This window comes from Variovorax sp. AC194 (genome assembly GCF_979257995.1).
In genome coordinates this window covers 1489625-1511375 of the sequence record NZ_OZ409823.1, presented here as the reverse complement: position 1 = coordinate 1511375, position 21751 = coordinate 1489625, and the positions used below count along the sequence as shown (strand labels likewise).

General features: G+C 62.4%; 29 protein-coding genes and 1 tRNA gene. 2 read left to right on the top strand and 28 right to left on the bottom strand.

The genetic code is table 11. The features are described from left to right. Positions 1 to 8: 8 nt before the first annotated feature. From ACZYRS_RS07220 to ACZYRS_RS07190, 7 genes are all read right to left on the bottom strand, one after another. Positions 9 to 1199: a phage major capsid protein gene (locus tag ACZYRS_RS07220; protein ID WP_463418679.1), complete on the bottom strand. Its 1191-nt coding sequence runs from the start codon at positions 1197 to 1199 to the stop codon at positions 9 to 11. A gap of 20 nt (positions 1200 to 1219) precedes the next feature. Then, the gene (locus ACZYRS_RS07215; RefSeq protein WP_463418678.1) at positions 1220 to 2089 is read right to left on the bottom strand and encodes a head maturation protease, ClpP-related; all 870 of its coding nucleotides are present in this window, start codon (positions 2087 to 2089) and stop codon (positions 1220 to 1222) included. 3 nt (positions 2090 to 2092) lie between these two features. Then, positions 2093 to 3373, bottom strand: a complete 1281-nt coding sequence (locus ACZYRS_RS07210) for a phage portal protein (RefSeq protein WP_463418677.1) — start codon at positions 3371 to 3373, stop codon at positions 2093 to 2095. Beyond that, the gene (locus tag ACZYRS_RS07205; RefSeq protein WP_463418676.1) at positions 3370 to 5082 is read right to left on the bottom strand and encodes a terminase large subunit; all 1713 of its coding nucleotides are present in this window, start codon (positions 5080 to 5082) and stop codon (positions 3370 to 3372) included. Before ACZYRS_RS07205 ends, ACZYRS_RS07210 begins: the two co-directional genes overlap by 4 nt. A gap of 2 nt (positions 5083 to 5084) precedes the next feature. Further along, positions 5085 to 5273, bottom strand: a complete 189-nt coding sequence (locus ACZYRS_RS07200; protein WP_463418675.1) for a hypothetical protein — start codon at positions 5271 to 5273, stop codon at positions 5085 to 5087. 377 nt (positions 5274 to 5650) lie between these two features. Next, the gene (locus ACZYRS_RS07195) at positions 5651 to 5971 is read right to left on the bottom strand and encodes an HNH endonuclease (RefSeq protein WP_463418674.1); all 321 of its coding nucleotides are present in this window, start codon (positions 5969 to 5971) and stop codon (positions 5651 to 5653) included. Positions 5972 to 5995: 24 nt separating this feature from the next. Next, entirely contained in the window at positions 5996 to 6292 is a 297-nt protein-coding gene (locus tag ACZYRS_RS07190) for a hypothetical protein (RefSeq protein WP_463418673.1), read from the bottom strand. Between the two features lie 258 nt (positions 6293 to 6550). Here ACZYRS_RS07190 and ACZYRS_RS07185 point away from each other — a divergent pair, with 258 nt between their 5' ends. Beyond that, positions 6551 to 6925, top strand: coding sequence for a hypothetical protein (locus tag ACZYRS_RS07185; RefSeq protein ID WP_463418672.1), 375 nt, complete (start codon positions 6551 to 6553; stop codon positions 6923 to 6925). A 195-nt stretch (positions 6926 to 7120) separates the two neighbouring features. On the opposite strand, the gene ACZYRS_RS07180 is transcribed toward ACZYRS_RS07185, so the two are convergent. From ACZYRS_RS07180 to ACZYRS_RS07115, 14 genes are all read right to left on the bottom strand, one after another. Continuing rightward, positions 7121 to 7510: a hypothetical protein gene (locus tag ACZYRS_RS07180; protein ID WP_463418671.1), complete on the bottom strand. Its 390-nt coding sequence runs from the start codon at positions 7508 to 7510 to the stop codon at positions 7121 to 7123. 31 nt (positions 7511 to 7541) lie between these two features. Beyond that, positions 7542 to 8357, bottom strand: a complete 816-nt coding sequence (locus ACZYRS_RS07175; protein WP_463418670.1) for a hypothetical protein — start codon at positions 8355 to 8357, stop codon at positions 7542 to 7544. Positions 8358 to 8734: 377 nt separating this feature from the next. Further along, on the bottom strand, positions 8735 to 9442 hold the full coding sequence (locus ACZYRS_RS07170; protein ID WP_463418669.1) for a hypothetical protein: 708 nt from the start codon (positions 9440 to 9442) through the stop codon (positions 8735 to 8737). Next, positions 9439 to 10029, bottom strand: coding sequence for a hypothetical protein (locus ACZYRS_RS07165; RefSeq protein WP_463418668.1), 591 nt, complete (start codon positions 10027 to 10029; stop codon positions 9439 to 9441). Before ACZYRS_RS07165 ends, ACZYRS_RS07170 begins: the two co-directional genes overlap by 4 nt. Then, a complete protein-coding gene (locus tag ACZYRS_RS07160) occupies positions 10026 to 10691 on the bottom strand; it encodes a hypothetical protein (protein ID WP_463418667.1) in 666 nt (221 codons plus the stop codon). Before ACZYRS_RS07160 ends, ACZYRS_RS07165 begins: the two co-directional genes overlap by 4 nt. Next, the gene (locus ACZYRS_RS07155) at positions 10688 to 10930 is read right to left on the bottom strand and encodes a hypothetical protein (protein WP_463418666.1); all 243 of its coding nucleotides are present in this window, start codon (positions 10928 to 10930) and stop codon (positions 10688 to 10690) included. The genes ACZYRS_RS07160 and ACZYRS_RS07155 overlap by 4 nt, the downstream gene beginning before the upstream one ends. After that, a complete protein-coding gene (locus ACZYRS_RS07150) occupies positions 10927 to 11292 on the bottom strand; it encodes a hypothetical protein (protein WP_463418665.1) in 366 nt (121 codons plus the stop codon). Before ACZYRS_RS07150 ends, ACZYRS_RS07155 begins: the two co-directional genes overlap by 4 nt. Positions 11293 to 11954: 662 nt before the next feature. Then, positions 11955 to 12260, bottom strand: a complete 306-nt coding sequence (locus tag ACZYRS_RS07145; RefSeq protein ID WP_463418664.1) for a hypothetical protein — start codon at positions 12258 to 12260, stop codon at positions 11955 to 11957. A 66-nt stretch (positions 12261 to 12326) separates the two neighbouring features. Beyond that, positions 12327 to 12545 (bottom strand): helix-turn-helix transcriptional regulator, encoded by a 219-nt coding sequence (locus ACZYRS_RS07140; RefSeq protein WP_463418663.1) that lies wholly within the window; start codon positions 12543 to 12545, stop codon positions 12327 to 12329. A 110-nt stretch (positions 12546 to 12655) separates the two neighbouring features. Further along, entirely contained in the window at positions 12656 to 13339 is a 684-nt protein-coding gene (locus ACZYRS_RS07135; RefSeq protein WP_463418662.1) for a hypothetical protein, read from the bottom strand. A gap of 98 nt (positions 13340 to 13437) precedes the next feature. Then, the gene (locus tag ACZYRS_RS07130; protein WP_463418661.1) at positions 13438 to 13656 is read right to left on the bottom strand and encodes a hypothetical protein; all 219 of its coding nucleotides are present in this window, start codon (positions 13654 to 13656) and stop codon (positions 13438 to 13440) included. Then, the gene (locus ACZYRS_RS07125; protein ID WP_463418660.1) at positions 13649 to 13984 is read right to left on the bottom strand and encodes a hypothetical protein; all 336 of its coding nucleotides are present in this window, start codon (positions 13982 to 13984) and stop codon (positions 13649 to 13651) included. The genes ACZYRS_RS07130 and ACZYRS_RS07125 overlap by 8 nt, the downstream gene beginning before the upstream one ends. Continuing rightward, positions 13977 to 14300, bottom strand: coding sequence for a hypothetical protein (locus tag ACZYRS_RS07120; protein ID WP_463418659.1), 324 nt, complete (start codon positions 14298 to 14300; stop codon positions 13977 to 13979). The genes ACZYRS_RS07125 and ACZYRS_RS07120 overlap by 8 nt, the downstream gene beginning before the upstream one ends. Before the next feature lie 815 nt (positions 14301 to 15115). After that, complete coding sequence (locus ACZYRS_RS07115) at positions 15116 to 15325, bottom strand: excisionase (protein ID WP_463418658.1); 210 nt, start codon at positions 15323 to 15325, stop codon at positions 15116 to 15118. Positions 15326 to 15409: 84 nt separating this feature from the next. On the opposite strand from ACZYRS_RS07115, the gene ACZYRS_RS07110 reads away from it, so the two are divergent. Continuing rightward, positions 15410 to 15712: a hypothetical protein gene (locus ACZYRS_RS07110; RefSeq protein WP_463418657.1), complete on the top strand. Its 303-nt coding sequence runs from the start codon at positions 15410 to 15412 to the stop codon at positions 15710 to 15712. Here the strand turns inward: ACZYRS_RS07110 and ACZYRS_RS07105 are convergent. The 7 genes from ACZYRS_RS07105 to ACZYRS_RS07075 all read right to left on the bottom strand — a co-directional run bounded on the left by ACZYRS_RS07105 (position 15699) and on the right by ACZYRS_RS07075 (position 21750). Then, the gene (locus ACZYRS_RS07105) at positions 15699 to 16523 is read right to left on the bottom strand and encodes a putative phage abortive infection protein (RefSeq protein ID WP_463418656.1); all 825 of its coding nucleotides are present in this window, start codon (positions 16521 to 16523) and stop codon (positions 15699 to 15701) included. The genes ACZYRS_RS07110 and ACZYRS_RS07105 overlap by 14 nt on opposite strands. Before the next feature lie 12 nt (positions 16524 to 16535). After that, positions 16536 to 17762, bottom strand: a complete 1227-nt coding sequence (locus tag ACZYRS_RS07100) for a tyrosine-type recombinase/integrase (RefSeq protein WP_463418655.1) — start codon at positions 17760 to 17762, stop codon at positions 16536 to 16538. Positions 17763 to 17907: 145 nt separating this feature from the next. Then, positions 17908 to 17992 (bottom strand) — tRNA-Ser (locus tag ACZYRS_RS07095). A 41-nt stretch (positions 17993 to 18033) separates the two neighbouring features. Further along, entirely contained in the window at positions 18034 to 19296 is a 1263-nt protein-coding gene (gene hemW / locus ACZYRS_RS07090; RefSeq protein ID WP_198785001.1) for a radical SAM family heme chaperone HemW, read from the bottom strand. Positions 19297 to 19303: 7 nt separating this feature from the next. Then, the gene (locus tag ACZYRS_RS07085) at positions 19304 to 19903 is read right to left on the bottom strand and encodes a non-canonical purine NTP pyrophosphatase (protein WP_463418654.1); all 600 of its coding nucleotides are present in this window, start codon (positions 19901 to 19903) and stop codon (positions 19304 to 19306) included. Between the two features lie 61 nt (positions 19904 to 19964). Next, positions 19965 to 20696, bottom strand: a complete 732-nt coding sequence (gene rph, locus ACZYRS_RS07080) for a ribonuclease PH (protein ID WP_463418653.1) — start codon at positions 20694 to 20696, stop codon at positions 19965 to 19967. A gap of 148 nt (positions 20697 to 20844) precedes the next feature. Further along, a complete protein-coding gene (locus ACZYRS_RS07075; protein ID WP_198784998.1) occupies positions 20845 to 21750 on the bottom strand; it encodes a PP2C family protein-serine/threonine phosphatase in 906 nt (301 codons plus the stop codon). Position 21751: the final 1 nt, after the last annotated feature.

The window sequence follows — 21751 nt, the reverse complement described above, 5'->3', positions numbered from 1 at the left end:
GCCGACGATCAGGCGACGTTGCCGAAGTCGCCGTAGATGAACGCCTCGGGGCGGTACACGGCGAGCGCCAGGCGCTCTTCGGCCAGGATCGTCACCATGTTCTTCACGAAGTCGTCTTCGTTCTCGGTGGCGACTTCCACGCGGGCGAGCCAGCGGTCGAAGACCTGGGCGCCTAGGCGGAAAGCTCCGGTCAGGAACTTGTCCACCGCGATCGCTTGCGTCACCACCACCGGCAGGTTCCACAGGGTGGCGCCGATGCTGCCCTGCGGGTTGCCGATGATGTAGCGGCCAGTCGTGTCCTTCAGCAGCTCGATGCGCGCCCAGTCGATCGGGTTCATGACGTGGCCGCTGGCGGGGTACTCGGCGAGGAACGCCTGCAGCATCGCCAGACGGATGTTGTCGATGTTCGTCTCGGTGCCAGCCGGATCGAACGGTGCCGAGAACGCGGTCGCCTGCGGGATGATGCCCAGCAGGTTCTGACCGGTGCCGTCACCATTCAGCAGTTGCCCTTCTTCCTTGAACGCCAAGCCGTAGCGCAGGCGGCCATCGATCATGCTGGCCAACTGCGAGGCATCGTCCAAGATCTGGCGCGAAGCTTTGACGAAGTGGGCGATGACCTTCGGCCCCGTGGTCACCAGGTCGTACTTCAGGGTGGACTCGGGCTTTTTCGCGCCTTCGGCCACGGGCGCCGCGTTGTTCGTGAAGCCCGTTTCCTTGACGTACTCGAGCGCGTTGGTGTCCATCGTGCCCGGCGTGATGAGGTCACGCACGGTCATGCGGCGCTCGGGAGGAGCGATCACGCCGGGGAGGCGCGTCGGGCGCACCAGATCGCCAGCCGAGCCGTCGGCGTCGGTCGTCAGGCTGGTGATCGCAGCGTGGATCGGCATGTCAACGCGACCACGGGGCGTGGTCTGCGAGGCGAAGGCCTTGAACTGCTCGCTGCGAACGAACTTCTGGCCGAAGGACTCGTGCTGCACGTCGCCGCCGGCGCCGTTGGCTTCGAGTTTGGCGAGGGCTTGCTGCGTGGCCGTCAGGCTGTTCTGCAGTTCGCCGTGCTTCATGAGCATGCCGTCGACCTTGGCCACGACTTCGTCGCTCTGCTTCGCGTTCTTCACGAACGCCTCGGCTTGTGCCTTGATCTGGTCGCTGACCTGCTTCAGGCTGTTGTTGATGGTTTCGACATCTTTTTCGATGGACATGATTTACCTTTCGGGTGAGATCAATTTGCGGACAGGAGGGATGCGGCCAGGGCGGCCGCGTTGCTGAAGGAATCGGGCTTGAGCTCGACTCGTCCGGTGGGATCGCCCTCACCGCCGCCAACGGGATCACCCACGCTGGACTTGAATTCGCTGATGAGGCGCACGGCCTCGGATTTGGGGAGGCCGGCTGCGCGCAGTGCCGCTTCGACGCGGCGCACGGCAGACGCGCTTGCCTTCGCATCGCCCTTTCCGACCTGGTCGGACGCAAGCAATTCGTCGGCAAAGCCTTGCTCGACGGAGGCGGTGCCGCCGATCCAGGACTCTGCATCGAGCAGCTTGGTGACCGCCTTCGTTTCCATGCCCGTGCGAGCGCTATAGATGTCGGCCATCGCCATATCGAACGGCTCCAGCCAGTCGGCGATTTCTCGGAAATCGAGCCTGTTTCCGGCGGCCACCACCCACGAGTTGTGGACCATGAAGAAAGCTGAGCGCGCGATCTGCACCTTGTCGCCGGCCATTGCCACAATCGACCCGGCGGAAGCGGCTAGGCCGAGCACTTTTACGATGACCTCGCCCTTGTGCTCGCGCAGCAGGTTGTAGATCGCCAGCCCTTCGAACATGTCACCGCCCGGGCTGTTCAGATTCACGGTCACATCGCCCGGCCCCATGCTTCGGAGTGCGCCCGCCACCCGACGAGCAGTGACGCCTTCTCCAGTCCAAGGGTCGTAGCCGATGGGCTCATAGATGCTGATCGAGCGCTCGTCCGCTTGCTCAGCGTCGGAGGCCCGTAGGCTGGGATTCCATCGCTCCATCGCGCGCGGCAAGATTTCGCTGCGGACGCCGCTACTCGGGCGCCCCGATGGGATGCCCGGAAGATTTCGCAAGCTCATGATTTAGCCTTTCTCGGGCTCGTTTGCCAGGCCGAGGAAGGCCCGAATTGATGCGCGCGCTTGTTGCGCGTCATTGGTGGTTTGCCCCAAGGAATCCAGGGTGGTCATGGCCGACTGCACAGTCAGCACCGCGGCATTGCCGCCCATCGGTTCGCGGTCTTCGAGTTCGCGCACTTCGTCGCGGGTCAGAATGCCGTTGTTCACCATGGCGCCGTAGAACGAGGCGCGGCCGGCACTGTCCGCGCGCAGCAGGCCTTCCACGGCGAACTTCGGATAGAACCGCGCGCGCTCGGCAGGCGTCAGCAGGTCCTTGCTGATGGCCTGTTCGATGCGGCGCAGCCACGGCCCCAGCGTGAACGTCAGGAAGCCGATCATTTGCTGCTCAATGCCGGTTCCCCAGCTGCTCGACTTTTCGGTGTGACCGACCATCCAGGGCGGCACGCGGAACCAGCGGCAGATCGACTCCACCGAGAAGCCGCGCGACTCCAGCAGCTGCGCATCCGATGGCTTGATGCCGAGCGTTCCAGCGTCCATGCCACCTTCAAGCAGAGGCGCTTCGCCACGCTCGATGGAGCCGGCCAAATTCTTCTTGAACTCCACCCGCTGGTCGGGCTTGAGGAAGTTCGCCATCTTGTAATAGATGGTCTGCAGCAAGCCGTTCTTGAAGGTCTGCGCAGCCGCCTTGTCCGCCGCGATGGCCGATCCGAACACCTTGGCGCCGTAGCTGATGACAGACACGCCATTGACGCCGTCGAGCGTGAAGCCGGGGATCGTCCAGATGCGAGCCTCGGGGATCTCGCGCATCTCGCCGTTTGCCCGCGGGTACTGCCAGCGCTTGCGACCGTTCTGGTCGCGGTTGCAGATCAGCTTGTTCGGGTCCAGGAATGACAGGCCGACCAGTTGCTGGCCCACGTACAGCTTTTCGGCCCGGCCGGCGCCGCGCAGCAACATCGCCGCGACCATCGCTTCCCAGAAGATCGACGCCGTGGAATCGGCGTTCGGTTGATCGTGGATCACGAAATGCAATCCATGCTGCGGCGCCAGGCGCTTGCCCTTGGTCGTTCGCTCGAACATCGACAGCGGCAGGGTGGCGATCGTCTCAGAGATCAGCCGCACGCAACTCCAGGCTGCATCCAGCTGCATCACGGACTTGGGCGTCACTTCCACGCCCGCCTCGGTCGCCATCGAACGGTCGATGTACAGATCCTTGTCGCGGAGCGAGAAAGAGCGCACAAAACCATCGATCGCAGCGCGCACGCGCGTCAATGCGCCGGGCTTCTTCATGCGCGACCGCCCTTCACGGGGCTGCTCAACCAATCATCCATAGAGCCCATCCCCTCGGGGTTCAGCGACATCAGGGTCACTGCGTTGAAAACCGCCATGAGCGGGTCGATCTTTGCGGTGCCGGACGCCTGCTTCGTGATCACGATTGCGTTGCTGCGGAGCTCCACACGCGCATTGCTCACACACCAGGCCATCAGGTCTTGGTCGCCGTGCAGCAGAGCGCCTTCGGCCAGCTTTCGCTCGGTTGTCTTGATGGCGCCATTGAGCTTCCACCCCTGGCTGATGCCGATGATCTTTTCCTGCGGTACTTCCGCCTCGATCAGTGCATCCAGGATGGCGCCGAGCCCCGCCGGATCGCAGCCCACCTTGTCCAGCAGGCCAGACGCCTCGCAGCGGGCCACGATGTCGGCCACTTCGATCACGTCATCGCCCATGTCACGCACCAGCGTGAGATCGCCCTGCTCGGCGAAGTCCTGCAGACGCGGTGCAATTTCTTTGCGGCGCTCCAGCACCGACGGATGAGCCCATGCATGCGTCCAGATCAACCACTTGCGCGTGATCTTGTGGCGCCCAATGACGCACAGCCCGAGCAAGTCGTCCAAGCCTCCGCCATCGATACCGACATCCAGCACTTCGGACCACTCGAGCAGGTAGTCGAGCGTGACGGGTTGCGCAGCCTTCGCTGCCTTCCAGAAATCGGCACCGGCCCAGCGGTCGGACCGCAGGTTCATGCCGATTTCGATGTTCAGATGCTTCGCCAGAAACTTCTGGAAAGAGCCATCCGTCTTCGCCGCGTACTTGCGCAGCTCGCTCTCCAGCCACTCGGCATTGACCGAGCGCCCGAGGTTCGGGTTCGTAACGTAGAAGTTCTTCGGGTCGGTGTAGCTCTTCGCCTCAATGATCGAGGCGGGGAACTCGTAAAGGACGCCAAGCGATTTGCGGTCGACGATCTTGCCGTCGCGCACGTCGCGGTAGTAGCCCAGCTTCTCCTTGAACACGCCGGCCGGCGGCTCTTCGCTCTGCGTCGAAAGGTAGATCACCCACCCTTCATCGCGCGACGCCTGGCCGCCCGTGGCCTCCATGAACATCCCAACCGCGTTGGGCTTCTTGCCGAACAGCCAGTGCTCGTCCACCAGCACGCGGCCGGACTTCTTGCCCGAAACCGTGTCGGTGTCAGCGGCCACCACTTTCAGCGATGCGCGCGTCACGCGGTGCGTGATCGTGCGGATGTGGTCCTGAACGTGGAACAGGGCTGCGAGCTCTTCGTCGGCCCGGACCATGCCCGCCGCCGGCTTGAAGCTGTTGTCGGCGACTTCCTTCGTCGGCGCCAGGATCAGGTGCTCTTCTTCGTTGCGCCAACACAGGATGACCGCGGTCAGCATGATGCCGGCGGCGATCGTGGACTTCGTGTTCTTCTTACTGATGAGCAGGAAGAACTCGCGGATCAACTGATTGCCGGACTCGGCATCGTAGGCGCCAAAGATGGCGGCCACGAAGTCGAAGACCCACTGTTCGCTGCACTCGCCGAAGGTTGGATACCGGTAGGCCTCGGTCACCGGGTCGTAAACCTTGGCCAGGTCGACCACCTGCAGCTGCTTGAAGATCCGCAGCGCCTGCTCGGCCTGGTCGGGGAAGATCGGCGGCGGGATGATCGACTCGCCGGCGATCAGCCGGCGTTCCCAGTCCGGGCATGCTGTCGACCATTCCATCGTCAGACCTTCCTGCCGCCGGCCGCAACCAGTTTCGGCGGTGCGGCCGGGGCGAAGCGACCTGCCACTCGCTTCGCGGCTGCTTCCTTCTCTTCTTTCTTCCCGCCCTCGCCTTTCTTGGCATGACAGTACGGCGCCGCGAGCGACGCGGCCTGCATGCGGCGGGTCCGCTCTTCGCTGTCGTCCCGCATTACCTCCAGCAGATACTCGAGAGGGGTCAGCGCCGACAGGTCAGCCGGAGGCGGCGGCTCTGGCGGCCGAACCTGCCCAAATGGCCACAATTCATCCGTTTTGAAGCCGTCTTTGTCGACCTTCGGGGCCTTTTCAGCCTTCGGTTTCGAGGGCTTTCGCCCTGCTCCTGGTCGGGCTCCGCCCCTCGGCATATTTGATTCCTTTGATAAAAACTATTGATTTCGGCCCCTTGCGGGATTCATACAGCCCGGTTTTTTCTCCGCGTGAGGAACCTGGTGGTTTCCGGCACTTCGGGGGGCGGGACTTTCGACCCCCCTACCCTTTTCGGGATGGCCCGCCGACGCGATAGGAGCCCCGTGGCTGCACGATCACGACCTCAGAAGCCTCGCGCCCTTGCCTTCGCCTGCGCTTCCGTCTTGGCCTTGTGGCACGGCACATCGCACAGGGGCTGCAGGTTGTCGTCGTCGTTGGTGCCGCCGTCGGCCAACTCGACGATGTGGTCGATGTGGTCACGGCTGGACACCCAGACCGCGCCGCACCGGGCGCAGCGATAGTCCTGGCGCTTGGCCACCCGCTCTCGCGTTGCCATCCATGCCCGGCCGCGCTCACGCTCGACAGTGCTGGCCTTGGTCTGCAGCACGGGAGTGCGGGTCAGACTGCTTACTGCGAGCCTGGGCTTGAGCGTGGCGAGAGTCATGCTTGCTGTTCCACGCGAAACGCGTCAGCCAGCTACTACGTTCGCTGATGCAGGCTGCGGCACCAGTTCGAGCTTCATGACCTTGCCCAGCACGATCACCTTGGCGCCGTTCAATGCACTGGTGGCCATCGAACCCAGACGCTCGGCCGTCTTCTTGTCGAGGGCCTGCTCGCAGTGCAGCACGTACACATCGGTGGACTGGGCATTCACGCGCTGCATGTCGCCGGTGAAACGGATCTCGGCAGTCGGCGCTTGGGCGGGCTGCTCAGGATCGGGAGCGGAGGTGCCGGGCAGCATGCCGTAGACGTAGGGCTTGTTCATGGCGGTCCTTGTGTTCTGCCGACCATCGGGCTACAGCGCGAGGCCGAAGCCCTGCGGTGCTGGTGGCTGCCGTTCGCACCTGCCTCGATCACGGTGGTGCAGTCGAAGAGGAACCGCGCTCTTTACCCGGAGCGCGCCGGCTCAAGTTGCCGGATGAACCGGGTGGCGGAAGAAAGGTTTGCAAAAAAGCGCAGCCCGGCATTACGGTGCTAGTATTGATAACGCATTATCAATTTAATCACTCGAACTGGAAGACCAATGGCGACTCTCCCTGCCCCCAAGGGTCCACGCAAGAATCAGCTTGTAGTGCGCCCCGACCCATCGCTGGAAAAGCAAATTGTTGATCTGACCGGCCGACTCTCTAACGATCCCCAAATCAGCAAGTACACGGTGTCTGTCAACAAGATGACCGGCGTGGCCAAGGTCTCCGCCAGCCACAAGAACGGTCAATCTCTGACGACTGAACTTTTGGGCCCGGGCCTTCAGGCGACGACGCTGCATACGCCATCTGATAAGGCCAGTCGTGATCAAAACGTCATCGCACTGCGGGCCAGGGGCCTTACGCAAGCGGACATCGCGACGCGCTTGGGAATTTCCCAGGCCCTCGTGTCCAAAATTCTCAGCGAAGCCTGAGTCCGTTAGCCGGACAATCGCGCCGCCTGTCTGGACGAATCCACGGTCCACATTCCCCGAGAAACGAAAAACAAGACCCGCCGGCCTACGCTGAGCGGACTTTCTTTCGGGCGAAAGATCCTTACAGGGCGCGAACCCCGAGGCATTTTGCCGTCGGGACGAACGCCTTGTTCGAGCTGCACCGTCGAAACCGCTTCAATTTGAGCGGCTGAATCGCACAACGGTGCAGATCGTGATCTTCGGGACGTTCAGACCAATCTCACCAGGCTTTCGAATTTCACTCAGCGAACCCTTTTCGCCCGTCAAGGCAGAGCAATCTTTTTGGTTCCTAGTGAAGTTGCCTGGCAGGAATTGCAAATGGCAGCCGGCCGCCAGCGACTCCCTCCCATCCTTGTCCCGAGATCGCATCTCAAAAAGATGGCCTGCTGCGATGCCGGGAACCGAGCAATCTCCGGTGATCGAGTGCTTCGTTCCCGAGCTCTCGCCAAAGAGCAAAGTCCATAGACTGACTATTGCGATGAACAACAGCGGCAGTACGAAGAATGTCTTTGTTATCCAGTTCATACCCGCGATCAGCAAGCCCATTCTTGTCTCCCGGCCAGATGACTATCACTGGTCAACTGCGCGGCGCCTGGGCCTCAAGGGCCTTGCACGACTTAAAGGACATGACTTTCAGGATCTCCGCCGGCTCATTACTTTGGTTGGGCGCCTTGATTCGCTGTAATTGCTCTGCAGCAAAAAGGACGTTGCGAAGTAAGACGTATCGATAGTGCGCAAAAATGAAGTTCGATCTGTACAGTTCGAAATCATTCTGGAACTGTGCCTCCGGAGCCCCTATGTAGTTGACTCCAGGCACCCACTGCAGAAATTCTGACCTTGTGTAGCGCGCACCCTCTTGTGAGTTTGCAATCAACCAAATTCGGTCGTCTTCAACGCTGGGCGCCCATGTCTTTCCGCTTGGATTGAACGTCCAAGTTTCGCTTACGAGGTCAGTTGTTTCGGGATGCTTCGTAACGTGCACTGCTAGGCCGCCGCCCAGAGAGAACCCAGTTACAACGATCTTGGTTCTAGGAGGAAACCGACTTGCAATACTCTTCACATACTCTCGCGCTTGCGCGTACTGGACTTTGTCAAAGAGAAGATTGGTCAGTATCCAATCATTCATGCCATTCGAGCCTGCAAAGGCGATTACGACGATCTCCGGTTCGGCACTGCCAGCAAGCGGAGACAACTTGAATGTGCGCGCCTCAAAGCCGCGCTGACCGAGGTGTGTCGGACCAAACTGCACTAATCGCCTAGGCAGTTCCATCCAGTGGTTCTTGTCTTCCTCCTCAGTTTTTTGCAGTACGAATGCTGCGGCAGAAACGTACATGTACCCCTGCGAGGCCGCTTTCAATTCGAGATCTGAAAATTGCTTGACATCGGCAGCCAAGAGTGGGTCGTTGCACCAATACGGCCCTGGGCGCTCTTCATGGATTGTTATGCATCCAGACAAAGCCGCGCAAAGAGCGACTGCGACCGCCCGATAAAAGACATTCATTTCGCTCACTCCTCGTTTTGCGAGGAATGTAGCTCGTCTCACCTTCAACTGGCGCCTTTTTCGGCGCCTGTGCCGGCCATGACCATGGGATTGACAGACGACCAAGATCTAAATCAAAAAAGCCACCTCAAAGGTGGCTCGAATGTCTGGCGACTGTTGTCCATCGAGGGCAGCTGGTCGGGACGTGAACCCCGGAGCACTTTGTGCGGTCGATGGACCGTTGTAGAGGACGGGGCGTTCTGGCCTGCGTCCTGGGCGCAGAGCATACGCTATCGCATGTTTTCGTGCAACAGTCGTCGGTACGCTCCGATGTGCTGCCTCGCTCGACTCAGGCACTCGTTGATTGCGGCCTCAATGATTCGGCCGTCGGCGCCGTGCGGCAGCGGACGATGACCTGAGGCGCTGCATCCGCCTCTCGCGACTGGTGGACATGCCCTGCTCGCCTGTCGTCCGTTGCCCGCGATCGCCAATTGGCCCGTGCCGCTGCACTTGGGGCAGGTGCTATCCAGCCACCAGGCGAGCACCGCCAACACCTTCCGCTCTGGGTTCTCGAGCTTCATGCCGAGGATGTCCAGGAGCCCGGTCTTCACGCGCTCCAAGCTCTTCAATCGACTGAGCGATCGCGCCCTCTCCTGCTCGTACCAGCCCGACGCAATCTCTTTCGCTTGGCGACTTCTTCGCTTCAGCTCGGCGTCGGGCCATCCCTCCAAAGCCTTGGCCGAGAGGACCAGCGGCGGCGGCGTGGCCGGCAAGGTCTTGCGAATGGCAACGATGTCGTGCTCGAGCATGCGTCGCGGCTTCGAACAGCCGTCCCATTCACCGTGAAGCGCGATCAAGTGCCGACCAACGACGCGCGGCGTCTTTGCCGCGGCGATCAGTGTGAGGCCATCGCCTAGCCTGTCGGGTGTCACGCTGAGATCGGAGGTATTTGCGGCCCGCGCCAAGCGCTCGTCGACAGTTGTGGTTTCGGTGCTCAAAGTGCCATCCCCCTATCAAGTTCGTCCCGGATTCGTTTTTCGACCTCGGCGGGGCAGTACCCCTCCCCGGTCAATTCGCTGAGCCTGCGGCGCGCGTAGTCCCATCGCTTGATCTCTCTCGCGACGATCTCCGGCGGCATGAGGCAGAGGTTGCAGAAGCACCGCACGTTGCGCTGGCGAAGGTCAACGCCTTCATCAAAGGCGGCACGGATCGCCGCGACCTCTCCATCGGTTCGGTGGCGCATGCTCCCGTAGGCGATCACGTCCCACCAGGTTCGGCCATGCCGGCCATCGAGCCGCGCCTGCTCGCGCGCGGTGGGGTAGCCAACGAATCGAAGCTCGTCTTCGCGCCGCTCTTCAGGGGTGCGCGGCGTCGGTGGCGGCAAGGGCCGCGCGTCAATCGTCCCGGTGGTGTCCCGCACCTGTCCGGCGGATGTCCCGAGGTCGTCCCGCGGGACAGCACCGTCTGTCCCGGTTTTGTCCGCATCCTGTCCGCCTTGCGTCACAGCGATGTCACGCTCGCTGCGTGACGTGTCCGCGTGACATGGCGTGACATAGCGCGGCATGAAGTTGAACTGCCGGCTCATGGTGCGACGCCTCCCTCTTCCGGGAACAGAGGCGCGGAAGAGTCCCGTTTTTGGGTGCCTTCTAACGCACCCGTTTTCGGGCCTGTTTGAAGAGTCCCGTTTTCGGGTGCCTTTACCAAAGCCTTGGCCGAAGCCTTCCCGGAAGGGTTGGCACATGCCTTTCCAGAAACCGACTGGGTTTCCGCTGAGTTAGCTCCGGGAAACCGATTCGGTTTTACCGAAGGGGGGGTTTTATCCCCCCTCGACCCTTCACCAATACCCCCCTTTGGTGTGACCACCGCGCGCGACTCCTCGATCTCGGTCATGAACTCGTTCGCGAGATCCAGCGTCCCGGCGCTGTACCAGATCTCGACGCTGATGTCGGCGCATTCCGTGTCGGGGTGCTCCCACAGCCATTTATCCAGATGGAGGATGCGCGCCTGCAGGTAGGCCAGCCGGCGGGCCAGCTTGTCCACCATGCACAAGGCCTGGGCCTCGCTGTCCGACAAGGCGCCCACGAGCCCCAACTTCTCGGCCATCAGGCGCAGGTGAATCGGATGCACGTCGACGATGGCGCTCTCGCTGTAGCTCGTGTCCTCCAGCCTGATGCACCCGTTCTCGAGCAGTTGCATGCTCAGTGCCGGAACGTTCTCGGCCCAGCCGGTGGTGGTTTCCTTCGTCATGCGACCTCCTTCGGCTTCATCGCGAGTGCGGCAACGAGCTGACGCTCGGCGTTCTTCAGGTCGCGGCGAAGCTTGGTCACGGAAAGGCGTCTGCATTCGAGCAGCCACTCGTGCGCGTCCGTCCACGAGTCGAAGGCCTTTCGGGACAGGCCGAAGATGTGCGGGTTGCGAACCTCGAAAGTTGCCAACGAGCGTTGAGCAATCCGATTGATGTGTCGGTCAGCGATCCACTTCTTCATGCTGCCTCCAGGGCCGGATGCAGGCTTTGGCCGGCCTTTTTGACACCGGCGCAGGGGTGGAGCCGCCACTCGGCTCCCGCGGGGTTCTGGAGCCCTTCCGCCTTCAGCCAGCGGGTGACGAAGTTCGAGCAGATCGGGCGAGTCAGGTAGTCGACCCGAGAGCAGCCGTCGCTCAGGTGGCTCAGAAAGAAGAAGCCCGGATGCTTGGCAGAAGGCTCGACCAGGTACACGTCTGCGATCCGAACAGGCGAGCCCCCAATCAGGCAGGCCATAGCGTGGCCCTCGATGATCTCGAACGCCGGCTCGGCGAGTTGAGGCAAGGCAGCCACCGAGGCCGCGCTCTTCGTTGATTGTTCGTTCATGGTCTTTTCACTCTTTCAATGCATTAGCTCGTGTACGGGAGATGGCTTCTCTAGAGGGTTTCCGCGTGGCGGACTAGACGAAGTGCCGTTTTGGGCCTTAATAGGTCCGTGTGGCGGACTAGGCGGCGCTCGCTCTAGTCCGTGTGGCGGACCTATTGAGGGGGTCTCTAGTCCGTGTGGCGGACTAGGCCCTGCGTTTTTGCGATGTCTGGCATAGAGCTCTTCGCGCGAGGGCTTCGACTGCGGGATCTCGGGAACGCCGACGGACAGGTAGGCGCTGCGCACAAACCCATCGATCGCCCCTTCGTCATATCCGCTGATCCGATCGAGAGGCGCCCAGGTCAGCGCGTACCAGCTCGCCTTGTGCGGCTTGCGGCCCTTCACGGTCTCGTAGATGAACCCGGCCGCGATCAACTCGACCTTGGCCTTCTGCAGCGTGCTCTGCGAAGTCCAGCCCAACGGCTTCATGTGGGCGGTGGAGCACAGCAGGCGCCCGTTGTCGTCGCTGGTGTACTGGACCGCGATGTCGAGCAGCAGCGATCGGGCATAGACGCTCAGTGCACGAAACGCCGGCGACATCACGACCGCGTGCGGCAACGCGATGAAACGACCGCCGTCTCGGCCGTTGCCTCTTCGCTTGGTGCGGTCGAGCCCGCCTCGTGTCACGCGGCTACCCACACGAGAGCGTGGTCCCCTGAGCGCGTCACTCGGGTCTTGCCGCTCGACCGGACGAAGCCGTCGGCCACGAGCTCGATGCGTCGCGGCCGCTGCGTGTTCGCCGGCATAGGCATGATCAGCTGCATTTCCTCGTCGGTGGCGCCGTCGGCGCCGCAGGCCTTCAGGTAGGAGAGCACTTGGCCGCGCATGGTGTGCGCCAGCGGCGCAATCCGCTCGGCCGCACGGCGGCTCGTCTCGGAGTGCGCTTGGTAGGGCGGCGTCGTGTCGCCGAAGAGGTCAAGCGTGCGCATGCGCCCTCCTCTGCACTCCTGCACTCAGCAGCGGGCGCGCACCGTGTGCATCGCGGAATGAAGAGGTCACGGCTGGCCTTTGCCAGCAACTGCGGCGCCTTGTTGATCGCGCCAAGCGATCAGCTCATCAAGTTTGAAAACGGTGACGCGCGGTCCGAGCTTGAGCGGCCGCGGGAAGTCGGGACGCTCCTTGACCCATCGCCACAGCGTGGTGTTCCCGATGTTGCCGAGCAGCGCTCGGGCTTGAGGCGGCCGGACGGACCGCGAAACCTTGGTGGGCTGCATGCCTTCTCCTATGTTGATTCCCGGTGCGCTGGAATGCGCTCTGGGCATAGAGAGGACTTTGTCTATCGAAACGAAAGCGCACTAGGTTGAGTTGCGCTTATGAAGGGCGTTCAGTTTCGGTTAAGTTCGTTTCGGATATGGGTGGGCGTGCACCCATATCGCCTAGCGAGCACTCCCGCAACCCCGCGTTGGGCTACCCCACTAGAAATCAGCGAGTCTCGCTCCGCTCGCAGGACATCAGGCGCTGGGACCTTCTTGTTTGCCTGCCGGACTTCTGCGCTCTTCCGCCCTCCAGCTGACGCGCCCGCCATGATCCGTTTGATCGCCTCTGAAGGTCGGTCCAATGGCTTCTCGCTGTGAATGTCACTCAGGAGCGAAAGGGCGCGCGCGAGCCCGTTGATGCAGTCCTCCTTCTTGTTACGGTGATGCGTGACAGCCTTTTCAATGTCCCACATGAACTCGGTGTAGCGAAAGGCGAAGACTTGTTGGCTCGTCCAACTGAGCGGCGCTTCATCGAGGAAAAGTTCGTCTGTTTGTTCGAGCGCGGCGAGCAGATCGGCCCGCAGTGCGGCGAGCGTTGCGAACCGTCGTCGAGCCTCATCTCGCAGCGACTTGACAGCCTCATACACAGGCACGCGCCATTGGAAGTCATCCGCAGACGGGCCCAGAATAGGCACGAAGAAATTCTCGTAGTTCACCGTCTCCGGCATGACGTGGAAAGCCGGGATCTTTACCCAGTTGTCCGGGTCTTTTTTGTGTTCATCCCAGTTCAGATTGGGAGTAAATCTTCGCATGCGTACCCTCACGCACCTGTGAAAAGTGCCGCGTCAGCCCGCCAGGTTCACGGGCGTTTCGGGAGCTACCCTAGGCGCGGCAATTCGATTGTGGAGTGTCAGATGTCCAGCGTGTCGATTGCCGCCGCTGCACGGTCCCTAGCCATGATCAATAGCGCGTTGATTCGGGAGTCGACCGAAGTCGAACGATCAACGTCAGCAAGGCAGCCTTCGGTTTCGTGCAGATCGAACGCGGCATGAATCAGTGTGAGAACCGAAATCACCTCCGACATGCCCGCTCTACAAGCCTGACGGGGATCGACGGATGACTTAGCCATGCGTCACCTCCGCGCGATTAAGGGCGTTGCGGGCGGTGTAGACCTTGTCGACGTAGCCCATGATCTGCACGCCGCCAGGCAGCGGGCGCCATCCGTCGATGTCCAGTACCTTCGGGCCTTCCAGGGTGTCAGCGAAGCGCCGCACGCCAGTCCAGCTGCCCAACTGCAGCACGTAGAAGCCATCCTTCGATACCGCGTGCTGGTCGAAGTCGATGCGCAGCAGGTCGCCCGCCTCGATTTCGCCGGGAATGGTGGAGGCGCTCACCTGCACCAGTTGCACGCCAACAGTGGGCGCGGCGACAGTCTCAATTTGAAGCAGCTCAGCCATGGCGGGCTCCTTCCACGTGCCTCAGTTCCGTGTCCCACCGGTCAGGCGAAGCCAGGATTTCCGCCAACATTTCTCGTTGAGCCAGCACGAGGTAGACCATCCCGTTCGTCGTGTCATCGTCCCAATCTGGCGACAAGTAGCGGATGCCGCTTTTCCCGAGCATCGCCTCGAAAGCCTTGTCTCGCCTTGCCAGCGATCGCACCCGATCGATGAGGCTGCGGGCCTGTTCGATCCACAAGACCAGGTCCGCCAGTCCGGTGGCCCTCATGGTCGTGGTTTCGATTTCGGTGTCGTAGGAGATAATTTCGGTAGCCATGATGTGCGTGTCCTTCCAAGAGCGTTGCACGTTGCGGTTAGACGGCTGCGGAGTTCGTACCTCCGTAGCCGTCGCCTTTTATGGCCTGCAGTTTGCGCGGCAGGCCAGCGCGCTATCGGCGGTGAATGAACGCCAAAATTTCAGAGCGCAGCCAAAGCCGATTCCGCGGCGTTGAGGTCGGCGCTTCATCAGGGAAGCCGGCTATCTTGACCAGCACATCTCGTGCATGACGCTGCGAGCAGCGATGCATTTCAGCGATGTCGCACAGTGTCATTAACTCATTCACGATTCGGTTCCTTGGCCTTGTCGATGCGATCCCGCACCCAAGGAGCACCCCCTAGGCGCTGCAGCTTTGCCTTCTGCGCATCCGAGAGCTTTATCGATACGGGTGCGGTAGCGGGAGCCCCTGCCACCTTCGGCTTTCTGCCTGCGCCGGGCCTTGCTCCGCCTACTGATTTTTTTGAGTCCATGGAGAAATAGTATTCCAAATCAACTTGAAAATGAATACCAATTCACACGGACAAACCCTATGGCCTCGCGTTGAACGATCCTTGCCTAGGATGCAGCATGCCGAAGAGTAATTTCTTTCTGACTCCGCCCGAGGTTGCCCAGCTGACGGGTGAGTCGGAGGACCGCCGGGGAAGCGCTGGGCGAGAGGCAAGCGAAGATGGGTATCCCTCACTACCTGAACGACATCAAGCGAGTGATCGTAGTGCGCTCAACACTTGAAGGTGCCGCGCAGCAATCGGGCGCTAAGCCATATAGCCGCGGCCCCGATTGGTCCAAGATCAAATAGAGCGAAGTCGGCGCACCGGCTAAGTCCGCCGGAGTCGACTCACCAAACGCAGTGATGCGACCGCTTCCGAAATGTGCTGAGCATCTTGTTCAACGTAGTACGCGCGTCCGATCTTGAGCGGGGCTGGGATGATCCGGCCCTCACGCACCCACAAGCGCAGCGTGCGGTCGGCTGGAGGCGGGTCGAAATGCTGCGCCGCCCATGCGGGAAGGCGAATCTTGGGCTTCATGTGCCCAGCCTAATCGAAGCTTAGTTGACCCATCCTGTACCCGACCAGAACGTGAGATGCTTTGCGCCACATGGAGGTGACACGATGCCCGAATGGTTCTATGGCCTGCTGCTCTCCCACCCTACCGCATTCAATTGGACCGGCAGAGCGCTTTTCTCCCTCGCTGGGATGCTCGCGGTCTTGGGCTTACGTTTTGATCGGATCGGAGCGAAGGTCGAACGAATTTCGGCTCGCGCCGGCATCGTTCCGCCGGACTTCCTGGCGGGACTTCCCCCGTGGCTAAGGATGCTGGTTCCTGAAACCATCAGCGGGTGGATCTTACTTGGCGCGTTCGCACTCCTCGGGATTTGGTTGGCGCGAATGGGCAAATGGGCTAAGCGACTTTAGGCACTGCCGACTGAAATGCCTCCGACCTATAGAAAGTCCTTCGACGGGCGATCACGGCGGTCGAAAGGTGCTTCAGCAAACCGTACTTTTCGATGAGAGGCTTGAAATAGAGATTTCCATGTTCGCTAAGGCAGTTGTAAAAAAGCAGCTGTAGCTCATACGAGGAAATCTGAGCTCGAACAAATGATGTGTATCGCCTTTTGTCGTCAACCTCACTGGAATCGACAAACTTAATGATGTGATAGAGGTGGCGGAAGTAGTGCCCAACCTCAGCCTCGTGGTGCTCATAGAACACGGCATAGGCATTGCGAATTTGCTCAGCCTCGGTTTTGCTACCGAAATTTCCCAGCATCTGGCTGTCGAATCGCTTGCAGAACACCTTGAAGCAGTCTCGCCCCTTGGTTTCTCGATTGTCATTTGTTCGGACTAGGTCTATTGCGTTGACGATGTCTCCGTGCACTCTAAGTAGCTGGAAAAATGTGGCTTCGAACTGCTGCAGTTTTAGCGTAGTCGCTTGAGATTCCATTTGAGCTCGCTGACCTGCCATCTCACCGCGAGTTAGCTCGAGTTCCTTGCGTTGCAAGGACAGCTCACGCTTTTGGAGCAGGATCGTGTAGATCAATCCCACGAACGCGAACCCGCTGAACAAGGCGTTCACGGCGCCAAACATGTCTCCGAAGGTGCCGCGTTCCGCCCCCGTCGAGAAAAATGGCCAGATCAGTACTGCACTTAGAGCCCATGCCGCGATGACCAAAATCATCATCAGTACGAGCCAGTCCTTGCTCGGCTCTCCGCTACGCTCTTCGTCCATCGATGACTCCTCTTATTTTGTTGGCGCAACAGCATCGCAGAAATCAGCCCACGACTGCATCATCTTCAATCGCTTGGCGAGCATGTCACCCCGCCGATACGCGGCCTCCACCGCAGAATCAATCGTGTGTGCGAGTGCCATCTCTGCCATTTCGCCGGGGAAGGTCGTCTTCTCTGATGCCCAATCCCGAAACGTGCTGCGACACCCATGCGGCACGCACACTCTGCCCTTCGCATCCTTGTAGCCCATGCGTCGCATGCAGGCACTCAAAGACATATCGGAGAGCGGCTGCAAGGGCTTGCGCCCTGGGAATACAAGGTCTGAGCCTTCGATGCGCGGAACAGCCTCCAGCAGCTTGAGCGCCTGCCTTGACAGTGGCACGCGGTGCTCCTTTTTGGCCTTCATGCGCTCGGCCGGCACAGTCCACAGCTTCGCGGTCATGTCGATCTCGTCCCAACGAGCCCCGCGCACTTCACCGGATCGGGCGGCGGTTAGAACAGCAAGCTCGAGGGCACGCGCGCTCATGCCTTCGACCACGCGCAAGTCCGTCATGAAGGCGCCCACGTCAACGAGTTGCAGCGCCGGATGGTGCGACACCTTCTTGATCTTCCGCGGACGGCCGAGAAGCTGGTCGAGGTGGCCGCGCCAGCGGGCCGGGTTCTCGCCCTTCCGGTAGCCGCGCACGGTCGCCCAGTCCAGCACGGTTTCGATGCGGCCGCGCAGCCGGGAGGCGGTCTCGGTCTTCGTGGTCCAGATCTTCTCCAGCACCGTGAGCACATGGGAAAGCTCGATGTCCTGCACAAGCATCCTGCCGATGGTTGGCTTGGCGTACAAGTCGAGGGTGCTGCTCCACTGCGCGCGGTGCTTGGCGTTCTTCCACTCGCCGGATTTGGCCTTCAGGTACGCGTCGACGCATTGCTCGAAGGTCCGGGCCTTGGCCGAGGCCGCCGCGACGGCGCTACGGGCCGCTTGGCGGGCTTGGATGGGGTCTTCCCCTGCGTGGATCTTGTCGCGTGCAGCCCTGGCCCGCTCTCGGGCCTGCGCGAGCGTCACATCGGGGAAGCCTCCGAGCCCCATATCGCGGATCTTGCCGGCCACCGTGGCGCGCAAAACCCAGGAACGAGCCCCAGAGTCGCTGACCTTCAGCTTGAGACCCGCAACGCCGCCGACCGCGTGGGCGCCTGGCGCGGTTAACCGACTGACCTGCAGAGCGCCGAGCTCCGCCGCTTTTTTGGGCATATCGTCCTTTCCACTATCTATGCCACTATAAATGACGGCATTGGGCAGGACGAAACGGAACCGCCCGGAACGCTTGTTTCGGGCTTCTCAGAGGGAAAACGGGGATTTTCGGGACTCAGCGGGCCATTGCGGAACGCTCAAAATGCGGAGAGTGTGAGATTCGAACTCACGGACGCTTTCACGTCGGCAGTTTTCAAGACTGCTGGTTTAAACCACTCACCCAACTCTCCGGAACCGTCGATTTTATGCCGAGGCCGATGCCTCGATCCGCTCAATCGCCATCGGGCAGGAACAGCGTCTGCAGATCGCTCAGAAAATCCAGCCCGCGCTCTGTCGGCCACACGCGAAACAGGTCGCGTGCCACGAGCCCTTTGCGCTCGGCCTCTTCGAGCCCGCGCTGGATCGACGTCATCGCGAGCCCCGTGCGCTCGCTGAACTGCGGCAGCGTGAAGCCCGCCTTCAATCGCAGCGCATTGAGCATGAACTCGAACGGCAGGTCGGCCAGCGACACCTCGTCGCTCTGCGACACGGCCGCGCCCGCGCGCGCGTTTTCCATGTACAGCCGCGGCTCGCGGTAGCGCACCTGCCGCACGATGCGGTGCGCAAAGCTCAGCTTGCTGTGCGCGCCGGCGCCGATGCCCAGGTAGTCGCCGAACTGCCAGTAGTTGAGGTTGTGCGCGCACTGGTGCCCCTCGCGCGCATAGGCCGACACCTCGTAGCGCGACATGCCGAGCTCGCCGGTCCGCTCGGTGATGCGGTCGAGCATGGCGTAGGCGATGTCGTCTTCGGGCAGCGTCGGCGGAAACTTCGCGAACCAGGTGTTGGGCTCGATGGTGAGGTGATAGACCGAGAGGTGCGGCGGCGCGAGCGCCAGCGCCTGCGAGAGGTCAGCCTCCAGGTGCTCCAGCGTCTGGCCGGGGAGCGCGTACATCAGGTCGAGGTTGAAGGTATCGAAGGCGCTCGCGGCCTCCTCCACCGCGGCGATGGCCTGGGCGCGGTCGTGCACGCGGCCGAGCGCGGTGAGGTGCTCGTCGTTGAAGCTCTGCACGCCCACCGACAGGCGCGTGACGCCCGCCGCGCGGTACGCGCGAAAGCGGTTGCGCTCGAAGGTGCCGGGGTTGGCTTCGAGCGTGATCTCGCAATCAGGCGCGAGCTTCAGGCGCGCGCGCACGTCGCCGAGCAGGCGGTCGATGGCCTGCGGCGAGAACAGGCTGGGCGTGCCGCCGCCGATGAAGATGGTGTGGACGGTGCGGCCCCAGATCAGCGGCAGCGCCGCGTCGAGGTCGGCCACGAGCGCATCGATGTACGCGGCCTCTGGGATGCCATCGGCATCGGCCGCGCTCGTGGCGCGCCATTCGTGCGAATTGAAGTCGCAGTACGGGCACTTGCGCAGGCACCACGGCAGGTGGATGTAGAGCGACAGTGGCGGCAGCGCCGCGAGCTGCAGCGGGCCGGGCCGCATCCAGTGCAGCACGTCGTTGGCCTGCGGCGCACCTGTGGACTGCGCCGGCTGGATCGGGAAGACAGTGGCCATCTGCGGCCTAAAGCCAGCGCTCGCGCATCAGCGCGAGCATCGCCTGCGCGGCGCGGCCGCGGTGGCTGTTGGCGTTCTTGACCTCGGGCGTGAGCTGCGCGAAGGTCTTGCCGAAGGCGGGCAGGTACATCACCGGATCGAAGCCGAAGCCGTTGTCGCCGATGGGCGCGGGCGCGATCTCGCCGACCACGCGGCCGACGGCGATGAGCGGCTCGGGGTCGTCGTGGCTGCGCAGCGCGACCAGCGTGCTGACGAGCGCGGCACGGCGGTTGACGACGCCGTCGAGCTGTTCGAGCAGCGCCTTCACGTTGTTGGCATCGCCCTTGGCGTAGCCGAATTGCGTGGCGTAGTAGGCGGTGTCGACGCCCGGCAGGCCGCCGAAGGCATCGACGCACAGGCCCGCGTCGTCGGCGATGGCCGCGAGGCCCGTGGCGGCGCTCGCGTGGCGCGCCTTGGTGAGCGCGTTTTCGACGAAGGTGCGGAAGGGTTCTTCAGCCTCGCCCACGCCCAGTGCCGATTGCGGCACCAGGGTGACGGACAGCGCCGCGAACAGTTGCTGGAGTTCGGCGAGCTTGCCTTGGTTGTTGGAGGCCAGGACCAGTTTCATGGATCGATCAAAGTGGCTGTGACGCCCGGCGGGGCTGGCGAGCGTCAGTAGCTGTGGAATTTCAGTTCGAGAGAAGCGCTTGCTGTTGCAGCGTCACGAGCTCGCCGATGCCCTTCTCGGCCAGGCCGAGCAGCAAGTTCATTTCTTCGCGCGTGAACGCCACGCCTTCGGCCGTGCCCTGCACTTCGACGAAGTGGCCGGCGCCGGTCATGACGACGTTCATGTCGGTGTCGCAGCTGGAGTCCTCGGTGTATTCGAGGTCCAGCAGCGGCGTGCCGCCGACGATGCCCACCGAGATGGCGGCCACGTGGCCCTTGATCGGCGAGGCCTTCAGCGTGCCGGCGGCCAGGAGCTTGTTGACGGCATCTTGCGCAGCGACGAAGGCGCCGGTGATGGCCGCGGTGCGCGTGCCGCCGTCGGCCTGCAGCACGTCGCAGTCCAGGTGGATGGTGCGTTCGCCGAGCACGGCCAGGTCGAACACCGCGCGCATCGAGCGGCCGATGAGGCGCTGGATTTCCTGCGTGCGGCCGGTCTGCTTGCCCTTGGCCGCCTCGCGGCTGCTGCGGGTGTGGGTGGCGCGCGGCAGCATGCCGTATTCGGCCGTGACCCAGCCTTCGCCGCTGCCCTTCTTGTGCGGCGGCACGCGCTCTTCGACCGAGGCGGTGCAGAGCACGCGGGTCTGGCCGAACTCGATGAGCACCGAGCCCTCGGCATGGATGGTGAAGCCGCGGGTCATGCGAACGGGGCGCAGCTGGTCGGCGGCACGGCCGCCGCTTCGGGTGAAAGCAGTCATTGTGGAAACTCGAAAAGGAAAAAAAGCCAGCCGCTCTTCAGCGGCATGTTCGGGGAACACCGCGGAACCGGCTTTGCCGGGCCGCAGGTGCTGCCCCCTGGAAGGGGGTTGGCGCAGCGACACGAAGTGCGCGAAGACTGGGGGTCATCTAGCTTTTACGGGCGGCTGAACGGCGGATGGCTTCGTTGATCTCGGCGATCGAGCGCTCGATGGCGTCTTCGTCCATGTCGTCGATCTCGCTGTCCGAGGGCATGCCGGCCTGGATGGTCGAGGCGAACACGCCGTCGTCGATGGTCTCGGTGGAAATGCCGCGGTCTTCGCCCGGGGTCTCGGACATCTCCCACTCCAGCGCGATGAGCGTCACGTTGTCGCTGTGGGCGCCGCCCTTGCGCAGCGCCATCTCGGCGAGGTCGGGGGCCGCGTCGGACACGGGCTTGCCGGAGGAGAGCGTGTGCACGATGAGCGCATCGTCCAGCACGCCCCACACGCCGTCCGAGCACAGCATGATGCGGTCGCCGCGCTGCAGTTGCAGCGGGGGCGCGATGTCGAACAGCGGCGTGGTCGGCGAGCCGAGGCAGGTCAAGAGCAGGTTGCGGTTGACCGGCATGTCCGAGCCGTGGGGTTTGGGGCGCTCGGCGTGCGAATGGTCGCGCGTGCGGGTCAGCAGGCGGCCGTCGCGCACGACGTACAGGCGCGAATCGCCGCAGTGCATCCAGGTGGCGGTCGTGCCCTGCAGCAGTGCCGCGACGACGGTGGTGCGGGGCGTGTCGAGCATCGCCTTGTGGCTTGCGTACCGCATGATCTGCTGGTGCGCGGCCATGGCCGATTCGGCCAGGAAGCCCTTGACGTCCTTCACCGTGGGGCGCGCCTCGCGCTGGTAGAGCGCGGCGATGGTCTGCAGGGCCAGCTGGGCCGCGACCTCGCCTTCGGGGTGGCCGCCCATGCCGTCGGCCAGCACGAAGAGGCCCGATTCCCGCGTGTAGCAATAGCCCATGCGGTCTTCGTTCTTGAGACGTCCGCCTTTGCGGCTGACCTGGAAGACAGAGAATTTCATG

Coding starts and splice junctions, on each gene's coding strand:
- ACZYRS_RS07220 (WP_463418679.1), bottom strand. CDS start 1,199: ATGTCCATCGAAAAAGATGTCGAAACCATCAACAACAGCCTGAAGCAG.
- ACZYRS_RS07215 (WP_463418678.1), bottom strand. CDS start 2,089: ATGAGCTTGCGAAATCTTCCGGGCATCCCATCGGGGCGCCCGAGTAGC.
- ACZYRS_RS07210 (WP_463418677.1), bottom strand. CDS start 3,373: ATGAAGAAGCCCGGCGCATTGACGCGCGTGCGCGCTGCGATCGATGGT.
- ACZYRS_RS07205 (WP_463418676.1), bottom strand. CDS start 5,082: ATGGAATGGTCGACAGCATGCCCGGACTGGGAACGCCGGCTGATCGCC.
- ACZYRS_RS07200 (WP_463418675.1), bottom strand. CDS start 5,273: ATGCGGGACGACAGCGAAGAGCGGACCCGCCGCATGCAGGCCGCGTCG.
- ACZYRS_RS07195 (WP_463418674.1), bottom strand. CDS start 5,971: ATGACTCTCGCCACGCTCAAGCCCAGGCTCGCAGTAAGCAGTCTGACC.
- ACZYRS_RS07190 (WP_463418673.1), bottom strand. CDS start 6,292: ATGAACAAGCCCTACGTCTACGGCATGCTGCCCGGCACCTCCGCTCCC.
- ACZYRS_RS07185 (WP_463418672.1), top strand. CDS start 6,551: ATGGCGACTCTCCCTGCCCCCAAGGGTCCACGCAAGAATCAGCTTGTA.
- ACZYRS_RS07180 (WP_463418671.1), bottom strand. CDS start 7,510: ATGGGCTTGCTGATCGCGGGTATGAACTGGATAACAAAGACATTCTTC.
- ACZYRS_RS07165 (WP_463418668.1), bottom strand. CDS start 10,029: ATGAGCCGGCAGTTCAACTTCATGCCGCGCTATGTCACGCCATGTCAC.
- ACZYRS_RS07160 (WP_463418667.1), bottom strand. CDS start 10,691: ATGACGAAGGAAACCACCACCGGCTGGGCCGAGAACGTTCCGGCACTG.
- ACZYRS_RS07155 (WP_463418666.1), bottom strand. CDS start 10,930: ATGAAGAAGTGGATCGCTGACCGACACATCAATCGGATTGCTCAACGC.
- ACZYRS_RS07150 (WP_463418665.1), bottom strand. CDS start 11,292: ATGAACGAACAATCAACGAAGAGCGCGGCCTCGGTGGCTGCCTTGCCT.
- ACZYRS_RS07145 (WP_463418664.1), bottom strand. CDS start 12,260: ATGCGCACGCTTGACCTCTTCGGCGACACGACGCCGCCCTACCAAGCG.
- ACZYRS_RS07140 (WP_463418663.1), bottom strand. CDS start 12,545: ATGCAGCCCACCAAGGTTTCGCGGTCCGTCCGGCCGCCTCAAGCCCGA.
- ACZYRS_RS07135 (WP_463418662.1), bottom strand. CDS start 13,339: ATGCGAAGATTTACTCCCAATCTGAACTGGGATGAACACAAAAAAGAC.
- ACZYRS_RS07130 (WP_463418661.1), bottom strand. CDS start 13,656: ATGGCTAAGTCATCCGTCGATCCCCGTCAGGCTTGTAGAGCGGGCATG.
- ACZYRS_RS07125 (WP_463418660.1), bottom strand. CDS start 13,984: ATGGCTGAGCTGCTTCAAATTGAGACTGTCGCCGCGCCCACTGTTGGC.
- ACZYRS_RS07120 (WP_463418659.1), bottom strand. CDS start 14,300: ATGGCTACCGAAATTATCTCCTACGACACCGAAATCGAAACCACGACC.
- ACZYRS_RS07115 (WP_463418658.1), bottom strand. CDS start 15,325: ATGAAGCCCAAGATTCGCCTTCCCGCATGGGCGGCGCAGCATTTCGAC.
- ACZYRS_RS07110 (WP_463418657.1), top strand. CDS start 15,410: ATGCCCGAATGGTTCTATGGCCTGCTGCTCTCCCACCCTACCGCATTC.
- ACZYRS_RS07105 (WP_463418656.1), bottom strand. CDS start 16,523: ATGGACGAAGAGCGTAGCGGAGAGCCGAGCAAGGACTGGCTCGTACTG.
- ACZYRS_RS07100 (WP_463418655.1), bottom strand. CDS start 17,762: ATGCCCAAAAAAGCGGCGGAGCTCGGCGCTCTGCAGGTCAGTCGGTTA.
- hemW (WP_198785001.1), bottom strand. CDS start 19,296: ATGGCCACTGTCTTCCCGATCCAGCCGGCGCAGTCCACAGGTGCGCCG.
- ACZYRS_RS07085 (WP_463418654.1), bottom strand. CDS start 19,903: ATGAAACTGGTCCTGGCCTCCAACAACCAAGGCAAGCTCGCCGAACTC.
- rph (WP_463418653.1), bottom strand. CDS start 20,696: ATGACTGCTTTCACCCGAAGCGGCGGCCGTGCCGCCGACCAGCTGCGC.
- ACZYRS_RS07075 (WP_198784998.1), bottom strand. CDS start 21,750: ATGAAATTCTCTGTCTTCCAGGTCAGCCGCAAAGGCGGACGTCTCAAG.